Source organism: Nocardia brasiliensis NBRC 14402, assembly GCF_000308475.2.
GTDB lineage: Bacteria > Actinomycetota > Actinomycetes > Mycobacteriales > Mycobacteriaceae > Nocardia > Nocardia brasiliensis.
Genome location: NZ_BAFT02000016.1, coordinates 265,595 through 288,295, shown reverse-complemented (window position 1 = coordinate 288,295; position 22,701 = coordinate 265,595). Strand labels below are relative to the sequence as shown.

Annotated in this window: 22 protein-coding genes; 3 read left to right on the top strand and 19 right to left on the bottom strand. The window is 69.2% G+C overall.

Annotation, left to right across the window (positions count from 1 at the left end):
* Nucleotides 1–202 precede the first annotated feature (202 nt).
* From TY25_RS04250 to TY25_RS04230, 5 genes are all read right to left on the bottom strand, one after another.
* The gene (locus tag TY25_RS04250; RefSeq protein WP_042254243.1) at nt 203–1,120 is read right to left on the bottom strand and encodes a hypothetical protein; all 918 of its coding nucleotides are present in this window, start codon (nt 1,118–1,120) and stop codon (nt 203–205) included.
* 33 nt (nt 1,121–1,153) lie between these two features.
* Nucleotides 1,154–3,586 (bottom strand): Tex family protein, encoded by a 2,433-nt coding sequence (locus tag TY25_RS04245; RefSeq protein WP_081868655.1) that lies wholly within the window; start codon nt 3,584–3,586, stop codon nt 1,154–1,156.
* A gap of 165 nt (nt 3,587–3,751) precedes the next feature.
* Nucleotides 3,752–4,207 (bottom strand): hypothetical protein, encoded by a 456-nt coding sequence (locus tag TY25_RS04240; RefSeq protein WP_042254185.1) that lies wholly within the window; start codon nt 4,205–4,207, stop codon nt 3,752–3,754.
* Nucleotides 4,208–4,317: 110 nt separating this feature from the next.
* The gene (locus TY25_RS04235) at nt 4,318–5,943 is read right to left on the bottom strand and encodes an AMP-binding protein (RefSeq protein WP_042254184.1); all 1,626 of its coding nucleotides are present in this window, start codon (nt 5,941–5,943) and stop codon (nt 4,318–4,320) included.
* Nucleotides 5,943–7,571, bottom strand: a complete 1,629-nt coding sequence (locus TY25_RS04230; RefSeq protein ID WP_042254182.1) for an AMP-binding protein — start codon at nt 7,569–7,571, stop codon at nt 5,943–5,945. Before TY25_RS04230 ends, TY25_RS04235 begins: the two co-directional genes overlap by 1 nt.
* Before the next feature lie 145 nt (nt 7,572–7,716).
* On the opposite strand from TY25_RS04230, the gene TY25_RS04225 reads away from it, so the two are divergent.
* Nucleotides 7,717–8,568, top strand: coding sequence for a helix-turn-helix transcriptional regulator (locus TY25_RS04225; RefSeq protein WP_042254180.1), 852 nt, complete (start codon nt 7,717–7,719; stop codon nt 8,566–8,568).
* A gap of 5 nt (nt 8,569–8,573) precedes the next feature.
* Here TY25_RS04225 and trmD read toward each other — a convergent pair whose 3' ends face one another.
* Genes trmD through rpsP form a run of 4 tightly spaced genes read right to left on the bottom strand, consistent with a single transcriptional unit; the run spans nt 8,574 to nt 10,461 of the window.
* Entirely contained in the window at nt 8,574–9,251 is a 678-nt protein-coding gene (gene trmD / locus TY25_RS04220; protein ID WP_042254179.1) for a tRNA (guanosine(37)-N1)-methyltransferase TrmD, read from the bottom strand.
* A gap of 11 nt (nt 9,252–9,262) precedes the next feature.
* The gene (rimM, locus tag TY25_RS04215) at nt 9,263–9,787 is read right to left on the bottom strand and encodes a ribosome maturation factor RimM (RefSeq protein ID WP_042254178.1); all 525 of its coding nucleotides are present in this window, start codon (nt 9,785–9,787) and stop codon (nt 9,263–9,265) included.
* A complete protein-coding gene (locus tag TY25_RS04210) occupies nt 9,788–10,030 on the bottom strand; it encodes an RNA-binding protein (RefSeq protein WP_011210690.1) in 243 nt (80 codons plus the stop codon).
* On the bottom strand, nt 10,030–10,461 hold the full coding sequence (gene rpsP / locus TY25_RS04205; protein WP_014987048.1) for a 30S ribosomal protein S16: 432 nt from the start codon (nt 10,459–10,461) through the stop codon (nt 10,030–10,032). The genes TY25_RS04210 and rpsP overlap by 1 nt, the downstream gene beginning before the upstream one ends.
* Nucleotides 10,462–10,686: 225 nt before the next feature.
* Between rpsP and TY25_RS42400 the strand changes: the two genes are divergently transcribed.
* Nucleotides 10,687–10,851, top strand: coding sequence for a hypothetical protein (locus TY25_RS42400; RefSeq protein ID WP_156055040.1), 165 nt, complete (start codon nt 10,687–10,689; stop codon nt 10,849–10,851).
* 2 nt (nt 10,852–10,853) lie between these two features.
* On the opposite strand, the gene TY25_RS04200 is transcribed toward TY25_RS42400, so the two are convergent.
* The 4 genes from TY25_RS04200 to TY25_RS04185 form a co-directional block, all read right to left on the bottom strand.
* On the bottom strand, nt 10,854–11,411 hold the full coding sequence (locus tag TY25_RS04200; protein WP_042254175.1) for a dihydrofolate reductase family protein: 558 nt from the start codon (nt 11,409–11,411) through the stop codon (nt 10,854–10,856).
* 69 nt (nt 11,412–11,480) lie between these two features.
* Entirely contained in the window at nt 11,481–12,233 is a 753-nt protein-coding gene (locus tag TY25_RS04195; protein WP_042254174.1) for a class I SAM-dependent methyltransferase, read from the bottom strand.
* 62 nt (nt 12,234–12,295) lie between these two features.
* Entirely contained in the window at nt 12,296–13,279 is a 984-nt protein-coding gene (locus TY25_RS04190; protein WP_042254173.1) for an LLM class F420-dependent oxidoreductase, read from the bottom strand.
* Between the two features lie 45 nt (nt 13,280–13,324).
* Nucleotides 13,325–14,458, bottom strand: coding sequence for a questin oxidase family protein (locus tag TY25_RS04185; protein ID WP_042254172.1), 1,134 nt, complete (start codon nt 14,456–14,458; stop codon nt 13,325–13,327).
* Between the two features lie 62 nt (nt 14,459–14,520).
* Between TY25_RS04185 and TY25_RS04180 the strand changes: the two genes are divergently transcribed.
* Complete coding sequence (locus TY25_RS04180; protein WP_042254171.1) at nt 14,521–15,009, top strand: MarR family winged helix-turn-helix transcriptional regulator; 489 nt, start codon at nt 14,521–14,523, stop codon at nt 15,007–15,009.
* A 79-nt stretch (nt 15,010–15,088) separates the two neighbouring features.
* Here TY25_RS04180 and TY25_RS04175 read toward each other — a convergent pair whose 3' ends face one another.
* The 6 genes from TY25_RS04175 to TY25_RS04150 form a co-directional block, all read right to left on the bottom strand.
* Nucleotides 15,089–16,183, bottom strand: coding sequence for an amidohydrolase family protein (locus TY25_RS04175; RefSeq protein WP_042254170.1), 1,095 nt, complete (start codon nt 16,181–16,183; stop codon nt 15,089–15,091).
* A 122-nt stretch (nt 16,184–16,305) separates the two neighbouring features.
* Complete coding sequence (gene ffh / locus TY25_RS04170; protein ID WP_042254169.1) at nt 16,306–17,871, bottom strand: signal recognition particle protein; 1,566 nt, start codon at nt 17,869–17,871, stop codon at nt 16,306–16,308.
* Nucleotides 17,872–17,975: 104 nt separating this feature from the next.
* Nucleotides 17,976–18,290 (bottom strand): hypothetical protein, encoded by a 315-nt coding sequence (locus TY25_RS04165; protein ID WP_106387032.1) that lies wholly within the window; start codon nt 18,288–18,290, stop codon nt 17,976–17,978.
* A 115-nt stretch (nt 18,291–18,405) separates the two neighbouring features.
* Nucleotides 18,406–20,853, bottom strand: a complete 2,448-nt coding sequence (locus TY25_RS04160) for a [protein-PII] uridylyltransferase (RefSeq protein ID WP_042254168.1) — start codon at nt 20,851–20,853, stop codon at nt 18,406–18,408.
* Between the two features lie 90 nt (nt 20,854–20,943).
* Nucleotides 20,944–21,282, bottom strand: a complete 339-nt coding sequence (locus TY25_RS04155; RefSeq protein WP_014352094.1) for a P-II family nitrogen regulator — start codon at nt 21,280–21,282, stop codon at nt 20,944–20,946.
* 5 nt (nt 21,283–21,287) lie between these two features.
* A complete protein-coding gene (locus TY25_RS04150) occupies nt 21,288–22,667 on the bottom strand; it encodes an ammonium transporter (RefSeq protein WP_014987058.1) in 1,380 nt (459 codons plus the stop codon).
* Nucleotides 22,668–22,701 lie beyond the last annotated feature (34 nt).

Sequence of the window (22,701 nt, the reverse complement as noted above, 5' to 3'; positions counted from 1 at the left end):
AACTCCGGTCCGGCAGGGCAACTCCGGCCCGGCAGGGCAACTCCGGTGCGGTAGCGCGACTCCGGTGCGGTAGCGCGACTCCGGTGCGGTAGCGCGACTCCGGTGCGGTAGCGCGACTCCGGTGCGGTAGCGCGACTCTGGCTCGGCCGGGCGACTCCGGCTCGGCGCGCGGAATCGTCCGGCGGGTCTGTGGGGGCAGGGGTCAGGGCGTGGGGCGGTCGGGGGCAGCTGGTTCCAGTTCGGGGTCGGGGAGGTCGGGTTCGTGGTCGTGGGAGAAGAGGGAGAGGTGGTGGCGGTGGGGGGCGGGTGGGGCGGGGACGACCGTTCGGGTGAGTTCGGCTTCGGCGGCGGTCCGGACGTGTTCGACGTCCGGTTTGCCGGCGACCAGGTCCTGCACGAAGATCTTGGCGCGGATCACCGGACGCCGGTACCGGCGCTCGCGCACGATCGCGCGGTACATCAGGCGACGGCGGTCGGCGTAGCGCCAGCGCGCCCACGGCGCGCCCGGCCTGCTCAACCGCAGCGCGCCGACGACGAGCAGCGGCAGGAAGAACATGCCGAACAAGCCGGTCCAGATCTTGCCCTTCGCGATGACGGTGGCGGCGAGCGCGAGGTTCACCAGGGAGAACGCGACGACGAAGATCCGGACCTCCGTGTTGGGGTCGCTGCGGAAGTCGTTGATGTCCAGCATCCACAGCGGATGGAAGCCGAGCAGCAGCAGACCGGTGACCGCGAGCGCGACGAACACCGCGTCCACCGAGGTCCGTCCCTGCTCCTCCCAGTACACGTCACGCAGGTAGAAGATCAGCGCGAACTCGTCGAGCACCAGCGCCGCCCCGACGCCGAAAGCGGCCGCCAGCGCGGAAGCCGTTGCGGTGTCGGCACTCTGGTACAGGGTGACCATGCCGATGCCGGAGGCCAGCACCAGGATCACCCCGAACACCATGTGGTGGATGTGCACCCCGCCGGAGCGCAGGTTGCCCGGCCACCACCGCACCTGTTTGCGGATCAGCCGGACGCTGAGCCGGATCAGCAGGAAGCCGACGATGAACCCGAGCAGGAAGCACAGCAGCGGAAGCCTGCCCTGCGCGATCACGTCTTCGTCGAGCCACCGTCGCATGGCTTCCCGCATCCTCCGTCCGCGATAGGGGTCCTACTGGCCGAAACCGGCGCGGCGCAACGCGTCGGCCATCGAACCGCTCGGCGCGGGCGCGTTGCGGCGCTGGTTGCCACCGCCGCGCGACTGCCCCTGGCCCTGGTTGCGACCCTGACCCTGGTTGCGGCCCTGCTGGTTCCTGCCCTGCCCATTCTGCCGCTCAGGGCCGCCCTTGCGGTCACCACCCTGACCGCGCTGCCTGTTCTCACCCTTGGCGGGGGCACCCGGCTCGTCGTCCAGGCGCAGCGACAACCCGATGCGCTGGCGGGCGACATCGACCTCGAGCACCTTCACCTTGACCACGTCGCCGGACTTCACCACTTCGCGCGGGTCCTTGACGAAGTTGTGCGACATCGCCGAGACGTGCACGAGGCCGTCCTGGTGCACGCCGATGTCGACGAACGCGCCGAACGCCGCGACGTTCGTGACGACTCCCTCGAGCACCATGCCGGGCTCCAGGTCGGCCACTTTCTCCACGCCCGCGGCGAATTCGGCGGTCTTGAACTCGGGGCGCGGGTCGCGGCCGGGCTTCTCGAGTTCGGTGATGATGTCGGTCACCGTGGGCACACCGAAGCGTTCGTCGGTGAAGTCGTCGGCGCGCAGCCCGCGCAGCACGGTGGTGTTGCCGATGACCTCGGTGATGTCGCGACCGGTCGATTCCATGATCCGGCGCACCACCGGATAGGCCTCGGGGTGCACGGAGGAGGTGTCCAGCGGGTCGTCGCCGCCGCGGATACGCAGGAAGCCCGCGCACTGCTCGAACGCCTTCGGGCCGAGGCGCGGCACGTCGAGCAGCGCGGTCCGGCTGCGGAAGGGTCCGTGCTGGTCCCGGTGCGCGACAATGCTTTCCGCGACCGAACCGGCGATACCCGACACCCGGGACAGCAGCGGCACCGAGGCGGTGTTCACATCGACGCCGACCGCGTTCACCGCGTCCTCGACCACCGCGCCCAGCGAGCGCGCCAGCAGCGTCTCGGACACGTCGTGCTGGTACTGGCCGACACCGATCGACTTCGGGTCGATCTTCACCAGCTCGGCGAGCGGGTCCTGCAACCGGCGCGCGATCGACACCGCGCCGCGCAGCGACACGTCCATGTCCGGCAGTTCCTGGGTGGCGTACGCCGAGGCCGAGTACACCGAGGCGCCCGCCTCGGACACCACGATCTTGGTCGGCTTGTTCTCGGGGATCCGCGAGATCAGCTCGGCGGCAAGGGCATCGGTCTCGCGCGAGGCGGTGCCGTTGCCGATGGCGATCAGTTCGACGCCGAACCGGGCGACCAGCGCGCCGAGTACGGCGAGCGACTTCTCGGTCTGTCCCTGCGGCTTGTGCGGGTAGATCACCTCGGTGGCGACGACCTTGCCGGTCGCGTCGACCACCGCCACCTTCACGCCGGTCCGGTAGCCCGGGTCCAGACCCATGGTGGTGCGGGTGCCCGCGGGCGCGGCCAGCAACAGGTCGCGCAGGTTCGCCGCGAACACGTCGACCGCGTCCTTCTCGGCGGCTTGCCGCAAGCGCATGCGGGTATCGATGCCGAGGCTCACCTGGAGTTTGGTCCGCCAGGCCCACCGCACCGTGTCCAGCAGCCAGGTGTCGGCAGCGCGGCCCTTGTCCGCGATGCCGAACTTCACCGCGATGCGACCTTCGTAGATGGTTCGCTCGCCCGGCTGCGGCTCTTCGGTGTCGGGCTCGAGGTGCAGCGTCAGCACCTCTTCCTTCTCGCCGCGCAGCAGCGCGAGGATGCGATGCGAGGGCAGCTTGGTGAACGGCTCGCTGAACTCGAAGTAGTCGGCGAACTTGGCGCCGGCCTCCTCCTTGCCCGCGCGCACCGTCGAGGTGACCTGGCCGCGGTTCCACATCAGTTCACGCAGCTCGCCGACCAGGTCGGCGTCCTCGGCGAACCGCTCGACCAGGATCGATCGCGCACCGTCCAACTGCTCGGCGTTGTACTGCGCGGGATCGGTGGTCGGATCGGAGATGAGCGCGTCGGCGACCGGCTCGTGCCCCGCCTCGCGGGCGATCTGTGCCTTGGTGCGCCGCTTCGGCTTGTAGGGCAGGTAGATGTCCTCGAGCCGGGCCTTGGTTTCGGCGAGCATGATCTGCTGGTGCAGGGCGTCGTCCAGTTTGCCCTGGCCCCGGATGGATTCGAGGATCGCGCCGCGGCGCTCGTCGAGTTCGCGCAGGTAATGCAGGCGCTCGTCCAGCTGCCGCAGTTGCGCGTCGTCGAGACCGCCGGTGACCTCCTTGCGGTACCGCGCGATGAACGGCACGGTCGAGCCGGCGTCGAGCAGCTCGACGGCGGCCCGCACCTGGGTCTCGCGCACCGCGAGCTCGTCGGCGATGCGGCGATTCACGCTGGCCTGGCTCACGATCGTCGCGGGGGCGGACACGGGCTGGGACTCTGCACTGGTGGTCTCGGGCGCTGTCGTCACGCCGGAGACACTACCTCCGTCGCCCGACACGGGGCCCACACCCAGGTGAACCGGCCTGCCCGACCGCCCGCGCCGCAGGCGTCCGGGCTGCACGCGAGCACGCCGAACGGGCCGAGGATGCCCGGCCCGGTTCGGCGATTTCGGCGCGCAGACGCGAATCATCTACTACAGGACCAGTTCCGGGCTGAAGATGGGCGAGTTGACGTTACCGTTCACGGTGACCTTGGTGACGGTGACGTAGCGATGCCCCGGCTTCGCGTCGGCGGCGTCCACGGTCAGCGGCGGGGACGGGTACCGTCCGTTGAAGCAGTTGAACTCGCTGGTCGCGACGTGCGCGTCGGAACCGTCGGGAGCGCCGCCCCGGTCCACGACGGTCACCTCCATCGTGCAGTTGTCCGGCGTGATGGTGTTCTTGATGGTGAGGCCGCCGAAGGCGCGCGGCACTCCGTTCTCGGCGTAGATGCACGACTCGACTTCCCCTGTGCCGTCACCCAGCAGGAAGACACCCGAGCAGCTGTACTGGCCGTCCGGCGCGGCTACAGCTTGCGGCGCGAACATCAGCAGAGGCGCCGCGGTGGCGAAAACACAAGACAGGACACGGGACAACGAACCGATGGACATGCAAGACCTCTCGATATCAGATGTGTCAGATCCCCCCGACAGTCGAACTCATCCCACCTTATGGTCGCCACCTCCGGGTCACATGACCGTAGTAATCGGGGCACCTCATCTCAGGTCTGATCCGGCAAAGCGAGTAGCGCACGGGACAATTCACGCATTTCGGCCTTGCGGATCTTTCCGGTGACGGTCATCGGGAATTCGTCCACCACGTGCACGTAACGCGGAATCTTGAAATGCGCCAATTTGCCGGTGCAGAACTCGCGAACCCTCGTCGCGTCCAACGGCGCCGCGCCCTCGCGCATCCGGACCCAGGCCATCAGCTCCTCGCCGTACTTCGGGTCGGGTACGCCGATGACCTGGGCATCCAGGATGTCCGGGTGGGTGTAGAGGAACTCCTCGATCTCACGGGGATAGATGTTCTCGCCGCCGCGGATCACCATGTCCTTGATCCGCCCGGTGATCGCCAGGTAGCCGTCGTCGTCCATCACGCCGATATCGCCGGTGTGCATCCAGCGGGCGGCGTCGATGGCCTCGGCAGTCTTGCCGGGATCGCTCCAGTAGCCGAGCATCACCGAGTAACCACGGGTGCACAATTCGCCCGGCTCGCCGCGGGGCACGGTGAGACCTGTTGCGGGATCGACGATTTTGACCTCGAGATGCGGGCCGACCCGGCCGACGGTGGCGGTGCGGCGATCGATGCCGTCGTCGCGGCGGGTCTGGGTGGAGACCGGCGAGGTCTCGGTCATGCCGTAGCAGATGCACACCTCGTGCATGCCCATCCGATCGATCACCCGCTTCATCACCTCCACCGGACACGGCGAGCCGGCCATGATGCCGGTGCGCAGGCTGGACAGATCAGTTGTGGCGGTGTCGAGTTCGGTGAGCAGGGCGATGAACATGGTCGGCACGCCGTAGAGCGAGGTGCAGCGCTCGGCTTCGACCGCGGCCAGGGTCGCCACCGGATCGAATGCGGGCGCCGGAATCACCACCGCCGCAGCGTGACTGGTGGCGGCCAGATTCCCCATCACCATGCCGAAGCAGTGGTAGAACGGCACCGGCACGCAGATCCGGTCCTGCTCGGTGTAGCCGCACAGCTCCCCGACGAAGAAGCCGTTGTTCAGGATGTTGTGGTGGCTCAGCGTCGCCCCTTTGGGGAAACCCGTTGTGCCCGAGGTGTACTGGATGTTGATCGGGTCGTCGATGGACAGTTCCGCGGCGCGTGCCGCCAGCCGATCCGGATCGATCGCGGTCCGCGCCAGCTCGTCCCACTCCGGCGTGCCCAGGATCAGCACCTGTTCCAGCGCCGGGCAGTTCGGGCGGACCTCGTCGATCATCGCGACGTAGTTCGAGGTCTTGAACTCCGCGGCCGCGATCAGCACGCGCACGCCCGCCTGGCGCAGGACGTATTCCAGCTCACTGGTCCGGTAGGCGGGATTGATGTTCACCAGGATCGCGCCGATCTTCGCCGTCGCGTACTGCGCGAAGAACCATTCCGCACAGTTCGGCGCCCAGATGCCGACCCGGTCGCCCTTCGCGATGCCGCGCGCGGCCAGCCCGGTGGCCAGCGCGTCGATCGCCGCACCCAGCTCCCGATAGGTCCAGCGACGATCGGAGGTCTTGTCCACCAACGCTTCCCGATCCGGATGCGCCGCCACCGCGCGGTCGAGATTGCCGCCGATGGTGTCGCCGAGCAGCGGAGTCTGCGACGTCCCCGAGGCGTAGCTGGGCTGCGACATCACTTGTTTCCCTTCTGCCGCAGCACGAATCGCTGCACCTTGCCGCTGGGCGTCTTCGGCAGCTCCGGCACGAAATGCACGGTGCGCGGATAGGCGTGCGCGGCGAACTTCCGCTTCACCAGATCCTGCAACTGGGCCGCGAGCTCGTCGCTGCCCCCGGAACCGTCGCGCAACACCACGAACGCCTCCAGCACCTCGCCGCGCAATTCGTCGGGCATGCCGACCACGGCGGCCTCGGCGACCTGATCGTGCAGCACCAGCACGCTTTCCACCTCGAAAGGGCCGATCCGGTACCCGGCCATGATGATCACGTCGTCGTCCCGGGCGGAGAAGTGGAAGCAGCCGTTCTCGTCCTGCGAGCCCGCGTCACCGGTGAGGTACCAGCGGCCGTCCGGCGTGAAGCGCTGCGCGGTGCGTTCGGGCGCGTCCAGATAGCCGAGGAACCACAGCAGCGGACTGTTGGCCGTATCGATCGCGACGCGGCCGAGTTCGCCGACGGGCGCGACGGTGTCCGCGTCGTCGGCCAGCACCGCGCAGGTCCAGCCCGGCAGTGTGCGTCCCATCGACCCTGCGGGCACCTCCGCGTCGAGCGCCTCGTGCCAGGCATTGCAGATGAGCATCCCGTGCTCGGTCTGGCCGTAGTGATCGCGCACCGCGACGCCGAGATTCTCCAGCGACCAGGCCACGACCTCGGGCGTCAGCGGTTCACCCGCCGAAGACGCGCGGCGCAACCTGATCCGCGGCGGCGTGCCACCCGCCGCGCGCAGCGCGCGGTACACCGTCGGCGCGGCCGTGAAATTGGTGACGCCGAAGTGTTCGAGCACCTGCCAGGTGAGCGGCGCGGAGAAACCCGCGTGCAGCAGCAGGCTGCGGATGCCGCTGGACAGCGGCGACAGAATCGCCCAGTAGAGGCCGTAGGCCCAGCCCGGATCGGCGGCGTTCCAGTACACGTCGTCCGTGCGGACGTCGAGCGCGAACTCCTGATACGCCTGGAAGGAAGCCAAGGCGCGCAACGGAATCGGCACCCCCTTCGGGGTGCCGGTGGTGCCGCTGGTGAACAGCTGGATCAGCAGCCCGTCCCCGCCGACCGCGACCGCGGCGGCGTTCGGATCGTCCGCGGACTTGCCGGCCAGCAGCTCCGCCATGCTCAGCGTGCCGCTCGGCGCCGCACCGCTGACGATGACCTGCCACGGCGCGTCCGCGGGCATGTCCGGCCCCGGCGCGAGCTTGCCCGCCTGGTCGGCGTCTGCGATGACGACCGTGGTCCGGCTCGCCTCGAGCCGGAACGCGATGGCGGGCGGCGCGAACGCGGTGAACAGCGGGACGTGCACCGCCCCGCGGCGCCAGATGGCCAGCAGGGCGACCACCAGATCCGCGGACTTCGCCATCAACGTCGCCACCCGATCGCCGGGCCCGATCCCGAGGTCGGCCAGCGCCGCGGCGAACCGGGACGAGCGCTCCCGCAGTTCGCCATAGGTGAGATCGGTCGACGACAGGTCGCTCTCGACGATGGTGAACGCGATCCCGTTCGCGGGATGCCGATCGCACAGTACGTCGGCGGCCGAGGCGTCCGGCCGGTCGTACATGTCCAGCAACTCCCGCACGCGTGGATTCAAGTCGATACCCATCTCGTCACTCCTCAGTGTTCGGGTCACGCACTGGCGCGTCCCCGCCGCGCGCCAGGCGTGACCGAACACGCACTACGTCCCGTTGGTCCTAATAGGATGTGGGTCACACCTAGTTCGCCACTACCCCCGAAAAGGGGTGAGTCCCATGACCCACACCGCGCTGCTCCGCCCGCGCGACTCAGACGCGCTGCGCGCCGAAATCCGCTGGGTAGCGGGCACGGCCGGGGTGCCGGTGGCGTTCGGCGGCGAGGTGCACGGCGATGCGCTACTGCTATCGGAATTCGTCGGCACCCTGACCAATGGACTGCGCGGTCTGTCCGTGCTGCGCACCTCGGGGCTGGGCGGGCGGGTGATGGAGTCCGGCCGTCCGGCGTCGGTCGCCGACTACGTCAACACCTCCACGATCACCCATCACTACGACGGGCCGGTGTCCGGCGAAGGGTTGCGTTCGATCGTCGCCGTGCCGGTGGTGGTCGGTCAATGTTCGCGGGCCGTGCTCTACGCCGCCACCCGCGGCGCCAGTCCGATCGGCGACCGCACCGCCGATCTGGTGGTGCAGGCGGGCCGCAGGCTGGCCACCGAGATCGCCGTCCGGGACGAGGTGGACCGCAGGCTGCGCCTGCTGGAGATGACCGCGCCCGCCTCCGACACCGCGCCCGCGGTCGCCGAGGAACTCCGCGACATCCACGCCGAGCTGCGCGGCATGGCCCGCTCGGCCGACGACGACAACCTGCGTGGACGGCTGCACACGGTGTGCGAACGCCTCACCCGCGTCATGGTCGGCGCACCCGCCGCCGACGCGCCCCAGCTGTCCCGGCGGGAGCTGGACGTGCTCTCGCAGGTCGCCCTCGGCTGCACGAATCAGGAGGCGGCGCAACGGCTCTCGCTCGCCGCGGAAACGGTCAAGAGCTACCTGCGCAACGCGATGACGAAACTGGACGCGCACTCACGCCACGAGGCGGTGGTCGCGGCGCGGCGGCACGGGCTGCTGCCCTAGGTAGGTCAGGGCAGCAGGTCGGGGCGGCGCTCACGGGTGCGCGCGAGGGACTGCTCGCGGCGCCAGGCAGCCACCTTGGCGTGGTCGCCGGAGAGCAGGATCGGCGGGACCTCGAGCTCGCGCCAGGTGACCGGACGGGTGTAGCTGGGGCCCTCGAGCAGGCCGTCGGAGAACGAATCCTCTTGGTGGGATTGCTGATTGCCGAGCACCCCGGGGATCAGCCGGACCACGGCCTCGGCCAGCACGAGCACGGCGGCCTCGCCACCGATCAGCACGTAGTCGCCGATGCTCACCTCTTCGACGCGCACCCGACGGGCCGCATCGTCGAAGACGCGTTGATCGATGCCCTCGTACCGGCCGCACGCGAAGACGAGATGGTTCTCGGTGGCCCAGCGCTGCGCGGTCGCCTGAGTGAACGGGACGCCCGCGGGCGTCGGGACGACGAGCAGCGCGTCGTCGGGGCAGACCGCGTCCAGCGCGTCGCCCCACACCGTCGGCTTCATGACCATGCCGGGGCCGCCGCCGTACGGAGCATCGTCGACGGACTTGTGCACGTCGTGCGTCCAGTCGCGCAGATCGTGCACGGCGACCGAGATAAGGCCCTTGTCGATCGCCTTGCCGAGCAGCGCGGTCCGCAGCGGCTCGAGGTACTCGGGGAAGATCGTGACGACGTCGAGTTTCATACGCTCATCCCCTACTCCGGATCGAGCAGTCCCTCGGGCGGATCGATGACGATCAGCCGTTCCGCCAGCGAGACGGTGGGCACGATCGCGGTGACGAACGGGATCAGGATCTCCCGGCCGTCCGCGGCGGCCCGCACCGAAAGCAGTTCTCCCGCAGCCGAATGCAGGACCTCACGCACGGTGCCGACCACGGTCTCGTCGGTGAGCCGGACGGTCAGCCCCTCGAGTTCGTGGTCGTAGTACTCGTCCGGATCGTCCGAGGGCGGCAGATCGGCGCTGTCCACCACGAACAGCATTCCGCGCAACGCGTCGGCCGCCTCGCGCCCGCTGACGCCGTCGAGAAACACCAGAAGCCGGCCCGAGTGCTCTCGGGCCGACTCCACGGTGAACTCACGAACTTCCTTGGACCGCGCCAGCCGTCCGCGCAGCGTGCTGCCCGGCGCGAACCGGGCCTGCGGCTCGTCGGTGCGTATCTCGACGACCAACTCGCCACGCACGCCGTGCGACTTGGCGACCCGTCCTACGACAAGTTCCATCTACTGGTCGGTGTCGACCACGTCGACCCGGATGCCCCGGCCGCCGATACCGGCGACCAGGGTGCGCAGCGCGGTCGCGGTACGACCGCCGCGACCGATCACCTTGCCCAGGTCATCAGGGTGAACGTGCACCTCGACGGTGCGTCCGCGGCGGCCGGTGATCAGCTCGACGCGGACGTCATCCGGATTCGCGACGATGCCGCGAACCAAATGTTCCACAGCATCGGCGACGACTGCGCTCATTACTCAGCAGCCTCGGTCTCGGCCACGGCGGCCTCGTCCTTCTTGGCGGCCTTCTTCTTCGGGGTGACGGCCTCGGTGGTCGGGGCGTTGTCGGCGGCGGCCAGCGCGGCGTTGAACAGGTCCAGCTTGGACGCCTTGGCGGCCTTGACCTTCAGCGTGCCCTCGGCGCCCGGCAGGCCCTTGAACTTCTGCCAGTCACCGGTGATCTCCAGCAGGCGCTGGACGGGCTCGGTCGGCTGCGCGCCGACACCCAGCCAGTACTGAGCGCGCTCGGAATCGATCTCGATGAGCGACGGCTCTTCCTTCGGGTGGTACTTGCCGATGGACTCGATGGCCCGGCCGTCCCGGCGGGTACGCGCGTCCGCGACGACGATGCGGTACTGCGGGTTGCGGATCTTGCCCATGCGGGTGAGCTTGATGCGAACAGCCATGCTTGTTCTGCCTCTTTCATTGGTTGGTCACGGCGCAATTCAGCGACCCGCATGGTCTGCGAGCCCGGTTTAGCGCTTGGAGTGTGTGACCGCCGCGCGGTACGTAACCGGAGACGGGCTGACACTTTGTCCGGAAGGACGGTGGTTCATTGTGCCAGATGGACCGCGAGCACCTGAAATCGCCTGGACTTGTTGCGCCGAGGCGGCCCGCCGGTATAACAGGTCATGGGGATCTTCCGCCGCCGCCGACGCAGGCGTAGCACCGCGCGTGACACCGCCCGCGAAACAGTCACCGACATCGGCCAGGACGTCGCCGTCGAATACGCCACAGCGGGCGGTTTCCGCCTGCTGCGCGGCATCGCGTCCGGCCTCGCGAACCTCTTCAACTGAGGCTAGGCGGGCCGGTATCGCAGCAGCACCACCCCCGATTCGAAGGGGCGCGTCTCCACGAGCCGCAGCGCCGGGATCGCCGCACCCCCGGTGAACAGGCGCCGACCGGTGCCCCGCACGACCGGATAGACGAACATCCGGTACTCGTCGACCAGGTCGGCGGCGATCAGGGCATGCACCAGCCGGATGCTGCCGGTGGCCACGATGGCCTTGCCCGGCGCCGCCTTGACCGCGCGGATCTCCTCGACCAGCGGACCACGCAGCACCACGGTGTTCGCCCAGTCCGGTTGGTCGAGGGTGCCGGAGACGACGTACTTGGTCGCCCGGTTCAGATGATCGGTGACCCCGGTGGTGTCGTCGGCCTGCGCCGGCCAGTAGCCCCGCATGTCCTCGAAGGTGGCCCGGCCGAACAGGACCGCGTCGGAATCGGCCATATGCGACCGCAACGTCGCTACCAGGTCGGACTGATCCACACCGGCCGCGTTGGCCACCTCGAACCACTCCGCGGCCTCGATCACGCCGTCCAGCGTGATGTTCTCGGTCACGATCAATTCCCGCATCGCCGTTCCTCCCGTTCGGAATTCGCCTGTTACTGAAGACGTTCCGCACCGAGGGAATTCATCGGCGGGTCAGGCGGTGGCGGGTGGGGCGGTGGCGCTCAGGGTGCGGGTCGGCATCCAGGGGCCGCCCCACCAGACCTGCCAACCGAGGGTTCGGGCGCGCAGGGCTTGGGCGCCGTTGGCGACGAGCGTGGTCTCGTATTCGCCGGTCCGGCCGATATCGACGAGGACGAGGTGACCGCCGGGCCGCAGCACGCGCAGCGCCTCCCGCACGGCGGCCGCGCGCCCCGCCGAGGATTTGATGTTGTGGATGACCAGGCTGGAGACGACGACGTCGAACTCGCCGGTCCGGAACGGCAACGAGGTGATGTCGCCGGTGTGCAGTTCGATCCGGTCCGCGACCTGCTCGGCGACCGCGTTCTGCGCGGTGGTCGCGGAATTGTTGCCGGATTGGTCGACCGAACGCCACAGATCGATGCCGACGGCCTTACCCTCGGGCAAGCGCTTGGCCGCGGCGAGCAGCACCGCACCGCGCCCGCAGCCGAGATCGAGCAGGCGCTCGTCGCCGCGCAGCCGCAGGTCGTCCAGCAGCCCGTCCCAGGCGCGGAACTTACCCCGCCGGGTGGCGTGCAGGAACAGGCTGAACTGCGCGGCCATCGCGAGCCCGATCAACACCAGCACCGCCGCCGACGCGAGTTCGCCGACCAGCACGTCGACCACCGCACCGATCAGGAACCCGAGCGCGAGCACGCCTAGCAGGACCATGATCGGTGGCGCGTCGAATCCGTAAGAACCCCGCCGCTCCGGTGTGGACGCTGTCACGTTGCCGATTCTATCGACCGGAAAAGTTTCCGTACTCCCAACAGTTTTCAGGGCACGTTCGATCAACGCACCAGCGGCGCAAGGGCATGTCCCGCGAGCTCGACCGCACCGGGGCGATGGCCGTTGGTGAGCATGTTGACGACGAGTCCTTGCACGCCGTGATCGAGGACGCGGCGCTGCAATTGCTCGGCGACCTCGTCGGCGTCGCCGGCGAACTGGCGGTCCGCGACGGACTGCGCCAGCTCCGCAGGGGACATGCCGGACAGCTCGATGCCGTTGCCGCGCAGGAAGTCTCGCTGCTGCTTGCGGGCCTGGTCGCCGTCCTCGTCGAGGAACAGCATGCACAGGTAGCTGACCTCCAGGGTCGCCGGATCGCGGCCGATCTCGGCGCAGCGCTGGTGCAGGGCCGCCATCTTCCGTGGCAATTCCGAAGCGTTGCACACGATGTTGAGGTGATCGGCGTACCGCGCGGCCAGGGCGAAGGTCTTCTTCTCCCCGGAACCGCCGAGCATGATCGGCAGATCGTCGCGCAGCCGCGGCTCGTTCATCGCGTGCTCGGCCCGGTACCACTTGCCGTCGAAGGTGGCCGGCTCGCCGCGCAGCATCGGCCGGATGATCTGCAGCGCCTCGTCGAGCCGCTCGAAACGCTCGGTGAACGTGCCGAACTCGAAACCGTAGGCCGTGTGCTCGAGTTCGTACCAGCCCGCGCCGATGCCGAGCACCGCGCGAGCACCGCTGACCAGGTCCAGCGTGGTGACGGTCTTGGCGAGCAGTGCCGGGTTGCGATAGGTGTTGCCGGTCACCAACGCCGACAACTGGATTCGCTCGGTCGAGGCGGCCAGTGCGGACAGCGCGGTGTAGGACTCCAGCATCGGATCGTCCGGCGTGCCCAGCCCCGGCAGTTGATAGAAGTGGTCCATCACGAACACGGTGTCGAAACCGGCGGCCTCGGCCGCCCTGGCCTGCGCGACCACGGTCGGGAACAGCTCACGCACCGGCTGTCCGTACGTGAAGTTGGGCATTTGATAGCCGAGGCGAATGCTCATGGGTGCCGACCCTACGCGCGCCGTTCGGTCCTACGCGCGGGGCGCTCAGCCGGCCGGACGGGCGAAACGCACCGCGACCGCGGAACCGCCTTCGGCGTCGGGACGTTCGATCTGGCGCTGCGCGATATCGACCGCCCACGCATAGCGCGCGTCCGGGCGCAGGGCGTGCTCGCGCAGGCAGGCCTCGGTGAACTTGATGACGTGCTCGTCACCGTGGTCGACGGCCCGGCCGACCAGTTCGTCCCAGGCCGGCACCTCGGCCCGTTGCGCACGGTCCAGTGCGCCGTCCTCACCGTCGCGGCCGTTGGTGACCATCATCAGCAGCGTCACCTGGGCCTGCCACAGCGCGGCCACGGTCGGCCCGTGCAGCTCCTGCGGCAACTGCGGCAGCACGAGCCGGGCCGCGGCGGGCGCGGTGACGCCGTGCAACAGCGGGATCGGGAACCCGGCACCGGAGTGCGCGACGCACACCCCGGCGTAGGTCGCGGTCATCTCCGAGATCAGCCGGTCGGTGTGGTCGGCGGCGAGCGCGGTGAGCGCGTCGGTGTAGCCCGGCATCGCCTGCGGATTCCGCATCCGCGCCAACCCCTCCTGCGGACTGCGCGGCCGTTCGGGCAGGCGCGGCACCGCGGCCAGCGCGGCGGGCACCGGCAGCCGGCCGGTCAACCTGCCCGCCCACCCGGCGTCGACGAACCGGGCGGCCCAATAACCCAGCCCACGGGACAGTTCGCGCAGCTGCACCGGAGTCGGTGGCGCGGCGGACAGGCCGCGCACCGCGTGCGCGGTTCGGATCAGTCCGTGCGTCAGTCCGGTCATCGGGCCCGGGAGCAACCGCGGCCACCAGCGCACCAGCACCGCCTGCCAGCCTTCCTCGGCGATCTCACGCAGGAAGAGTTCTTCGAAATCACCCGCGCGGCCGATATCGCCCAGCGCGGCCCGCCAATCCGCCTCGTCGGTGCCGTCGATCCGCTGGTACGGCACGGGCGGTTCGTGGTGCGGCGCCGCCTTGCGGTAGGTCGCGACCCAAGCCGGCACCGCGTCGCCGTGCCCGAGCACCGCGAGCGCCTCGGCACCCATCGGCCCGTGATTGGCGAGATCGCCACCCCCGAGATTGCGTTCGTAGCCGAGGTCGTCGAGGCGCTCGAGCGCATCGATGACCGCATCCTGATAGCTGGACACCCCAACCCCCAATGGTTTGGATATACGAATAGTTCGTTTATCCGAATATATATGCTGTACCCATGCCCGACAAGCCCAGCGCACCCCGGCTGCCGAACCGCGCGGAGATCACCGAGGTGATCGGTTACGTACCGCTGATTGCCAACTTCTTCGACAAGGCACGGTCCGACATGCCTGTCGCGCATCAGGATTCGTTCGCAGCCCACGGTCTGACCGCTCGGCACGGCGCGGTCTGCGTACAACTGGTACCCGAGGCTGCGCTCAGCGTCAGCGAGCTGGCCGGACGGATGGGCCTGGCCCTGTCCACGGTCAGCGAACTCGTCGGCGACCTCGACCGCGCGGGATGGGTGAGCAGACAACCCGATCCGGCCAACCGCCGCCGGACCCTGGTCGCGCTGCTGCCGCAGTGGCGCGAACACATGGAGACCTTCGTCGCCCGCCGCGCCGAACCGCTACTCGCCGCGATGGCCACCCTCACGCCGGAGCAACGCGCGGGTTTCGCGGCGGGACTCCAAGCCTGGGCGCGCGAAATCCGCCACTGGCGCACCTGATTCGAGCACGCTCGAGATCAGGGGGAACCCGTGGCGGCGTTTCGCGAGAGGCCGCCGCCACCAGTTCCCCCTGATCTTGTCAGCGGTGACCCGTGACCGGGTCCCGCTGGGCGTACACGCGGCCGCGCAGGATCACCGCGTAGGGCGCGATGAGGGTCTCGGGGCGAGCGCGGGGATCCTCCTGGTAGACAACGAAGTCCGCAGGAGCGCCGTGCTCGATGCCGGGACGGCCGAGCCACGTGCGAGCGTCCCACGAGGCCGCGCCCAGTGCATCGTGCGGCGACAGACCCGCGCCGCCGAGCGCGGCGATCTCGTCCGCGATGCGGCCGTGCCGGATCGAACCGCCCGCGTCGGTGCCCGCGAAGATCGGCACGCCCGCGTCGTGCGCGTTGGCGACGGTGGTGCGCACGCGGCGGTGCAGGTCACGCATGTGCGCGGCGTAGACGGGGAATTTGCCCGCGCTGTCGGCGATATCGGGAAAGGTGTCGATATTCACCAGGGTCGGCACCAGCGCGGTGCCGTGCGCCACCATCAGCTCGATGGTGTCGTCGGTGAGGCCGGTGCCGTGCTCCAGGCAATCGATGCCCGCGCCGATCAGGCCGGGCAGCGCGTCCTCGCCGAACACGTGCGCGGTGACCCTGGCGCCGTTGGCGTGGGCCGCGTCGATCGCCTCCTTCAGGATCGCGTCGCTCCACAGCGGACGCAGATCTCCCACCGCGCGGTCGATCCAGTCGCCGACGATCTTCACCCAGCCGTCGCCGAAGCGCGCCTGCTCGGCCACGATCTCCGGCAGGTCGCGCTCGTCGTCCAGCTCGATGCCGAGTTCCCGGATGTAGCGGCGCGGGCGCGCGATATGGCGGCCGGCGCGGATGATCTTCGGTAGTTCCGGATGGTCGTCGATGAACCGCGTGTCGATCGGTGAGCCGGCGTCCCGCAGCAGCAGCGCGCCCGCGTCCCGTTCGGTCTCGGCCTGCGCGATCGCCCCCGCCCGGTCCTCGTCACCACCGCCGTAGCGGATCCCGACGTGGCAGTGCGCGTCCACCAGACCCGGCACGATCCACCCTGTGCGGCACAGTGTTTCGGCTCCGGGCACGGGTTCGAACGACACGGTTCCGTCCCGAACCCACAGATCGCGGACCTCGTCACCGGGGAGAAGCACGCCACGCAGATGCACAGAGACCTCCTTTGTCCCCAACCTACTGCGTGCGAGTGCGGTCCGCGCCTCGGCCGACGCGCGCGCAATAGCGCGCCGCGCACGAATTCGTGCGCGGCGTGCGGAAACGTGCGCGGCGACGGTCAGTTCTTCGGGAACTTCAGCTTCGAGATGTCGAAACCCTCCAGGCCGGGCGGGAGCTGGTCCAGGCCGGGCGGCATGTTGGACAGGTCGGGCATCCCGGCGGGCATGCCCGGCATCCCCGCGGGCATCCCCGGGAAACCGCCGCGTGCCTTGGGCGGGGTCGGTCCGCGACCGCCCTTCTTGCCCTTCTTGCCCTTCTTGTTGTTGCCGCGGCGGGCACCGGGCATGCCCATCTGGCGGCCCATGGCGGCCATCATCTTCTTGGCCTCGAAGAAGCGGTCGACGAGCTGGTTGACGTCGGACACCTGGACGCCCGAGCCGTTGGCGATGCGCAGCCTGCGGGAGGCGTTGATGATCTTCGGGTTGTCCCGTTCGGCGGGGGTCATGCCGCGGATGATCGCCTGCACCCGGTCGAGCTGCTTGTCGTCGACGGCGGCGAGGGCGTCCTTCATCTGGCCCGCGCCGGGCAGCATGCCGAGCAGGTTGCCGATCGGGCCCATCTTGCGGATCGCGAGCATCTGCTCGAGGAAGTCCTCCAGCGTGAGCTCGCCGCTGCCGATCTTGCGCGCGGCCTCCTCGGCCTGCTGCGCGTCGTAGATCTGCTCGGCCTGCTCGATCAGGCTGAGCACGTCGCCCATGCCGAGGATGCGACTGGCCATCCGGTCCGGGTGGAAGACGTCGAAGTCCTCGAGCTTCTCACCGGTGGAGGCGAACATGATCGGCGCGCCGGTCACGTTGCGCACCGAGAGCGCCGCACCACCGCGGGCGTCACCGTCGAGCTTGGTCAGCACGACGCCGGTGAAGCCGACGCCGTCGCGGAACGCCTCGGCGGTGTTGACCGCGTCCTGACCGATCATGGCGTCGAGCACGAACAGGGTCTCGTCGGGCTGCACGGCGTCGCGGATGCCCGCGGCCTGGCGCATCAGTTCCTCGTCGATGCCGAGGCGACCGGCGGTGTCGACGATGACCACGTCGTACTGCTTGGACTTGGCCTCGGCGATACCGCCGCGGGCCACCTCGATCGGGTCGGCGGCCGTGACGCCCAGGGCGTTCTCGCCGCCGCCGGTGGAGGTGCCGGGATGCGGCGCGAAGACGGGCACGCCCGCGCGCTCACCGACCACCTGCAGCTGCGTGACGGCACCGGGCCGCTGCAGGTCACAGGCCACCAGCAGGGGCTGATGCCCTTGGCCCTTCAGCCATTTCGCGAGCTTGCCGGCGAGCGTGGTCTTACCGGCGCCCTGCAGACCGGCCAGCATGACCACGGTCGGCGGATTCTTCGCCAGGGTGAGCCGCCTGGTCTCGCCGCCGAGGATCGTGACGAGTTCCTCGTTGACGATCTTGACGACCTGCTGCGCCGGATTCAGCGCGGCGGAGACCTCGGCGCCCTTGGCGCGCTCCTTGATTCGGGCAATGAAGCCGCGCACCACCGGCAACGCGACGTCGGCTTCGAGCAGCGCCAGCCGGATCTCGCGACAGGTGGCGTCGATGTCGGCCGGTGACAGACGCCCCTTACCGCGCAGATCCTTGAGGGCACCGGTAAGCCGGTCGGACAGGGATTCGAACACCGATCGCGCTCCTGATCTCGGGGGACGTCAATTGCCTCCCAGGGTAATGGGATAGCCGACCCACCCGCGCAGGCGGTGCGTCCTTCGAGGTCGGAACGGGTCGATCAGTCGAGCGAACGGCGACGCGGTTTGGCGGTCTTGCGGTAGTCGTGGTTCTCCTTGGCGACCATGTAGACCGCCTCGCGCGCGGTCAGTCCCAGCTCGAGGGCCAGGTCGTCGAGGATGGCCCATTCCGTCGTGGTGGGGATCCGTGAGCTGGCCACCGTCGAGGCGATGGTCATCGCGGTCACGGCCTGTTGTCCGGTCAATGTGCGACCGGGAAGCCAGGAAACAACCCAGCGGTCCCCGCCGACGCACCGCGCCATATGCGTGGTCTCGTCGCTCGTCATCATCGACGCCGAAACAACTTCAATTGCCAACGACGTGCTCCCCTCATGCAGCGATAGCCGGATGCTCTGATCCTAAGACGACCGGCGGCGCCGACATATGGGTTACAGCAAATCGTGTGCAACAGATTGGTTACTTCGTGGCGTGTCAGGTCCCGACGATCCCCGGACCGGGCATACCCGCCTCCGGCTTCTTCGGCGCGGGACGCGGCACGACCGCCAGGATCGCCTGCTCGATCTCGGTCCGGCGGGCCGGGCCGTCCGCGGTGCCGAGGTCGAGGCAGAAGGTGTCGACCACCGCCGAACCCATGGTCACCACCTTGGCCCAGCGCACGTCGGCGGCGCAGTTCTCCAGCGCGGCGGCCAGCCTGCTGAGCACCCCGATCCGGTCCTCGGCCCGCAACTCGAGCAGCACCTGACCGGGCGCCGAGGTGCCCGACCACAGCATCCGCGGCTGCGCCTGCGCGTACTCACTCGGTTTGACGCCGCCCGCCTCCCGTTCCCGTTTGGCGAGCACCGCCGCGACATCGAGATCGCCGCCGATGGCCCGGATGAGCTCCTGGCGCAACAGTCCGGCATCCGGCGGATCACCGAACTTGGGCGACACCACGAAGGTGTCGATGGCGGACTCGCCCTCGCTGCCGAGTGCGGCCGAGAGCACCCGCAACGAGTGCAGCGCGAGCACCCCGGCGGCGTCGGACAGCAGTCCGGCGCCGTCCGGCGCGATCACCGTCACCACGTAGGTGTACTTGCTCTCCCCCGGCTTCAGCTCGACGTGCACGCCGCCCGCTTTGGCCTTCGCGATGAGTTCCGGTGCGATCGGTTCCGGTTGCGGCAGTTCGGCGCCCGCCAGCACCAGCCGACACCGGCGCACGAGGTCGCCGATGAGCGAGGCCTTCCAGTCGCCCCACACGCCGGGTCCGGTGGCCAGCGAGTCCGCTTCGGCGAGGGTGTGCAGCAGTTCCAGCAGTTCCGGGTCGCCGTCGAGGGTGTCGACGACGTGCTGCACGGTGGCGGGGTCGGCCAGGTCACGCCGGGTGGCGGTGTCCGGGAGCAGCAGATGGTGGCGGACCATCGCGCTGAGCGTGCGCACGTCCGACGGCCACAGCCCGAGCCGGCGGCCGATATGGGTGGCCAGTTCCGCGCCGACCACGCTGTGATCGCCCGTGCGGCCCTTGCCGATATCGTGCAGCAGCGCGCCGAGCGCCAGCAGATCCGGCCGGGCCACCCGGGTGCTCATCCCGCTCGCGTAGGCCACCGTCTCCATCAGATGCCGGTCCACGGTCCAGGTGTGCAGGGCATCGCGCGGCGGCAGGTCACGCACGGCGCCCCATTCGGGAAGCAGCCTGCCCCACAAGCCCGTTCGGTCCAGCGCCTCGATCGCGTCGATGACGCCGCGGCCCGCGCCGAGCAGCACGAGCAGATCGTTCAGCGCGTCCTTGGGCCACGGCTCGCGCAGTTCGGGCGCGTCCTCGGAGAGCCGGTTGAGCGTGGTGGCCGACATCGGCAGGCCGGTCTGCGCCGAGGCCGCGGCCACCCGCAGGATCAGGCCCGGATCGCGTTGTGGCCGTGCGTCTCTGGCCAGCACCACCTCGCCGCCGTGCTCGACCACCCCCTCATCGAGTGGCCGGCGCACCGGCATCCGACGCAGCCGAGCGAGCCCGCGCCGGGGCAAAGCGTTTGCCGCGGTACGCAATCCGACGTCGACGGAATAGCTGACCGTGCGCGCGGAATCGCTGAGCGTGCGCGCGAGATCGAACCGGTCGCCGATGCGCAACGCCGCGCCGATCTCGTCGGCGTCCTGGGCCCGCAACTGGTCGCGGGCCCGGCCCGCCACCCGATGCAGTTCGGTCCGCACGTCGAGCAGTCGCCGATGCGCGTGTTTCAAGCCACCGCCCGGCACGTCGGGACCGAGGCCGGGCATGGCATCGGTCAGCTGGGCGACGGCGAGCGCGTCGAGCAGCTGGATATCGCGCAGGCCGCCGCGACCGTTCTTCAGATCCGGTTCGGCGCGGTGCGCGATCTCGCCGCTGCGCTCCCACCGGGCCTGCGCCTGGGCGATCAATTCGTCGAACCGGGAACGGATTCCGTTGCGCCATTCCCGGCGCACCCCGCCGATCAGCAAGTTGCTCAGCTCTTGGTCGCCGACGATATGCCGGGCCTCCAGCATGCCGAGCGCGGCGATGAGATCGTCCGAGGCGACCCGCAGCGCCTGCGGGACGGTCCGCACGCTGTGATCGAGCTTGATGTGGGCGTCCCACAGCGGATACCAGAGCTGATCGGCGACCTCGGCGACCCGGGCGGGGTCGACGTCGTCGTGCAGCAGCACCAGGTCGAGATCGGAGTACGGCAGCATCTCCGCACGGCCGAGACCACCGACCGCGACCACGGCCAGTCCGCTGTCGCGGGTGATGCCGAGTTCGGCGCCCTTACTGGTGAGCCACAGCTCGAACAGGTCGACCAGGGCCTGTCGCAGGGACTCGGCGTCGAGCCGGGGATTGCGCGGCACCCCGCCGTCGAGCAGTTGGCCGCGCGCGCGAACCAGATCCGCCGCCCCGTTGGACACCTTGCCGTCGTGCTCGTGCTGACCTGCCACAACCCACCGCCCATCCCTAACAGTCGCGGCCCCGCCCCGACCGGAGCTCCGGTGGGAGCGGGGCCGCCGCTCAGCTCAGATATTCGAGATCTACAGCGCGTCGGTACCGCGTTCGCCGGTACGGACGCGAATGATCGTCTCCACCGGCGTCACCCAGACCTTGCCGTCGCCGATCTTGCCGGTGCGCGAGGCCTCGACGATCACCTCGACGACCTTGTCCACGGACGCGTCGTCGACGACCACCTCGACCCGGACCTTCGGCACGAAATCCACGGAGTACTCGGCACCTCGATAGACCTCGGTGTGCCCCTTCTGGCGGCCATATCCCTGCACTTCGCTGACTGTCATGCCGAGCACACCCGCCTGCTCGAGACCGGTCTTGACGTCCTCGAGGGTGAACGGTTTGACGATTGCGGTGATCAGTTTCATGTTCGTCATGCCTCCTTGACGGCCGAACGTGCCGTGCTGCCCACGGCGGCGAAGTCGTACGCGGATTCGGCGTGCTCGGACTCGTCCAAGCCCACCGATTCCGCTTCTTCGCTCGCGCGCAGCCCAATGGTGAACTTCACGATATAGGCAATGATCAGGCTGGCGACGAAGGAGAAGGCAAGTACCACACCGGCACCCACCGCCTGACGCCACAGCTGATCGATGCCGCCGCCGTAGAACAGGCCGGTCTTCGCGGCACCCATCTCGGGCGCGGCGACGAAACCGACCATCAGGGTGCCGACGATGCCGCCGACCAGGTGCACGCCCACCACGTCGAGCGAGTCGTCGAACCCGAACTTGAACTTCAGGCCGACCGCGAGCGCGCACAGCGCACCCGCGACCACACCGACCGCGAGCGCGCCGAGCACGTTCACCGACGAACAGGACGGGGTGATCGCGACCAGACCCGCCACGATGCCCGAGGCCGCGCCCAGCGAGGTGGCGTGCCCGTCGCGCAGCTTCTCCACCAGCAGCCAGGCCAGCATGGCCGCGGCCGTCGCCACCGCGGTGGTCACGAAGGTGGTGCCCGCGAGACCACCGGAGGTCAGCGCGGAACCGGCGTTGAACCCGAACCAGCCGAACCACAGCAGGCCGGCGCCGAGCATGACGAAGGGCAGGTTGTGCGGGCGGAACGCGGTGGTCGGCCAGCCCTTGCGCTTGCCGAGCACCAGCACCAGGGCGAGCGCGGCCGCACCGGCGTTGATGTGCACCGCGGTACCACCGGCGAAGTCGACCGCGAGCAGTTTGTTGGCGATCCAGCCGCCCTCGTGCACGACATTGCCGTCGGCGTCCTTGGCGTCGAAGTCGAAGACCCAGTGCGCGACCGGGAAGTAGACGACGGTGACCCAGATGCCCGCGAAGAGCAGCCAGGCACCGAACTTCATGCGGTCGGCGACCGCACCCGAGATGAGGGCAACCGTGATGATGGCGAACATCAGCTGAAACGCGACGAACACGCTCATCGGAATGGTGCCCGCGAGCGGAATGCCGGAGGCGGCGGTGGTGACGGCGCCGGTGGCGTCCTTCACCTCGGCCACCGCGTTGCCGCCGAGCAGACCCTTCAGGCCGAAGAACTGCGCCGGGTCGCCGATCAGGCCGAAGGTGTTGTCACCGAAGGCGGTCGAGAAACCGTACAGCGACCAGAGCACGCCGACGAGGCCCATGGCGCTGACGCTCATCATGATCATGTTCAGCACGTTCTTCGAGCGGACCATGCCGCCGTAGAAGAACGCCAGACCGGGCGTCATCAACAACACGAGCGCTGAGCTCGCCAGCATCCATGCGGTGTCACCGGTGTCCGGTGCACCGGTAAGGGGAAATGCCACCTTAATGTCCTCCTCATCTCGGGCCCTGCCGACT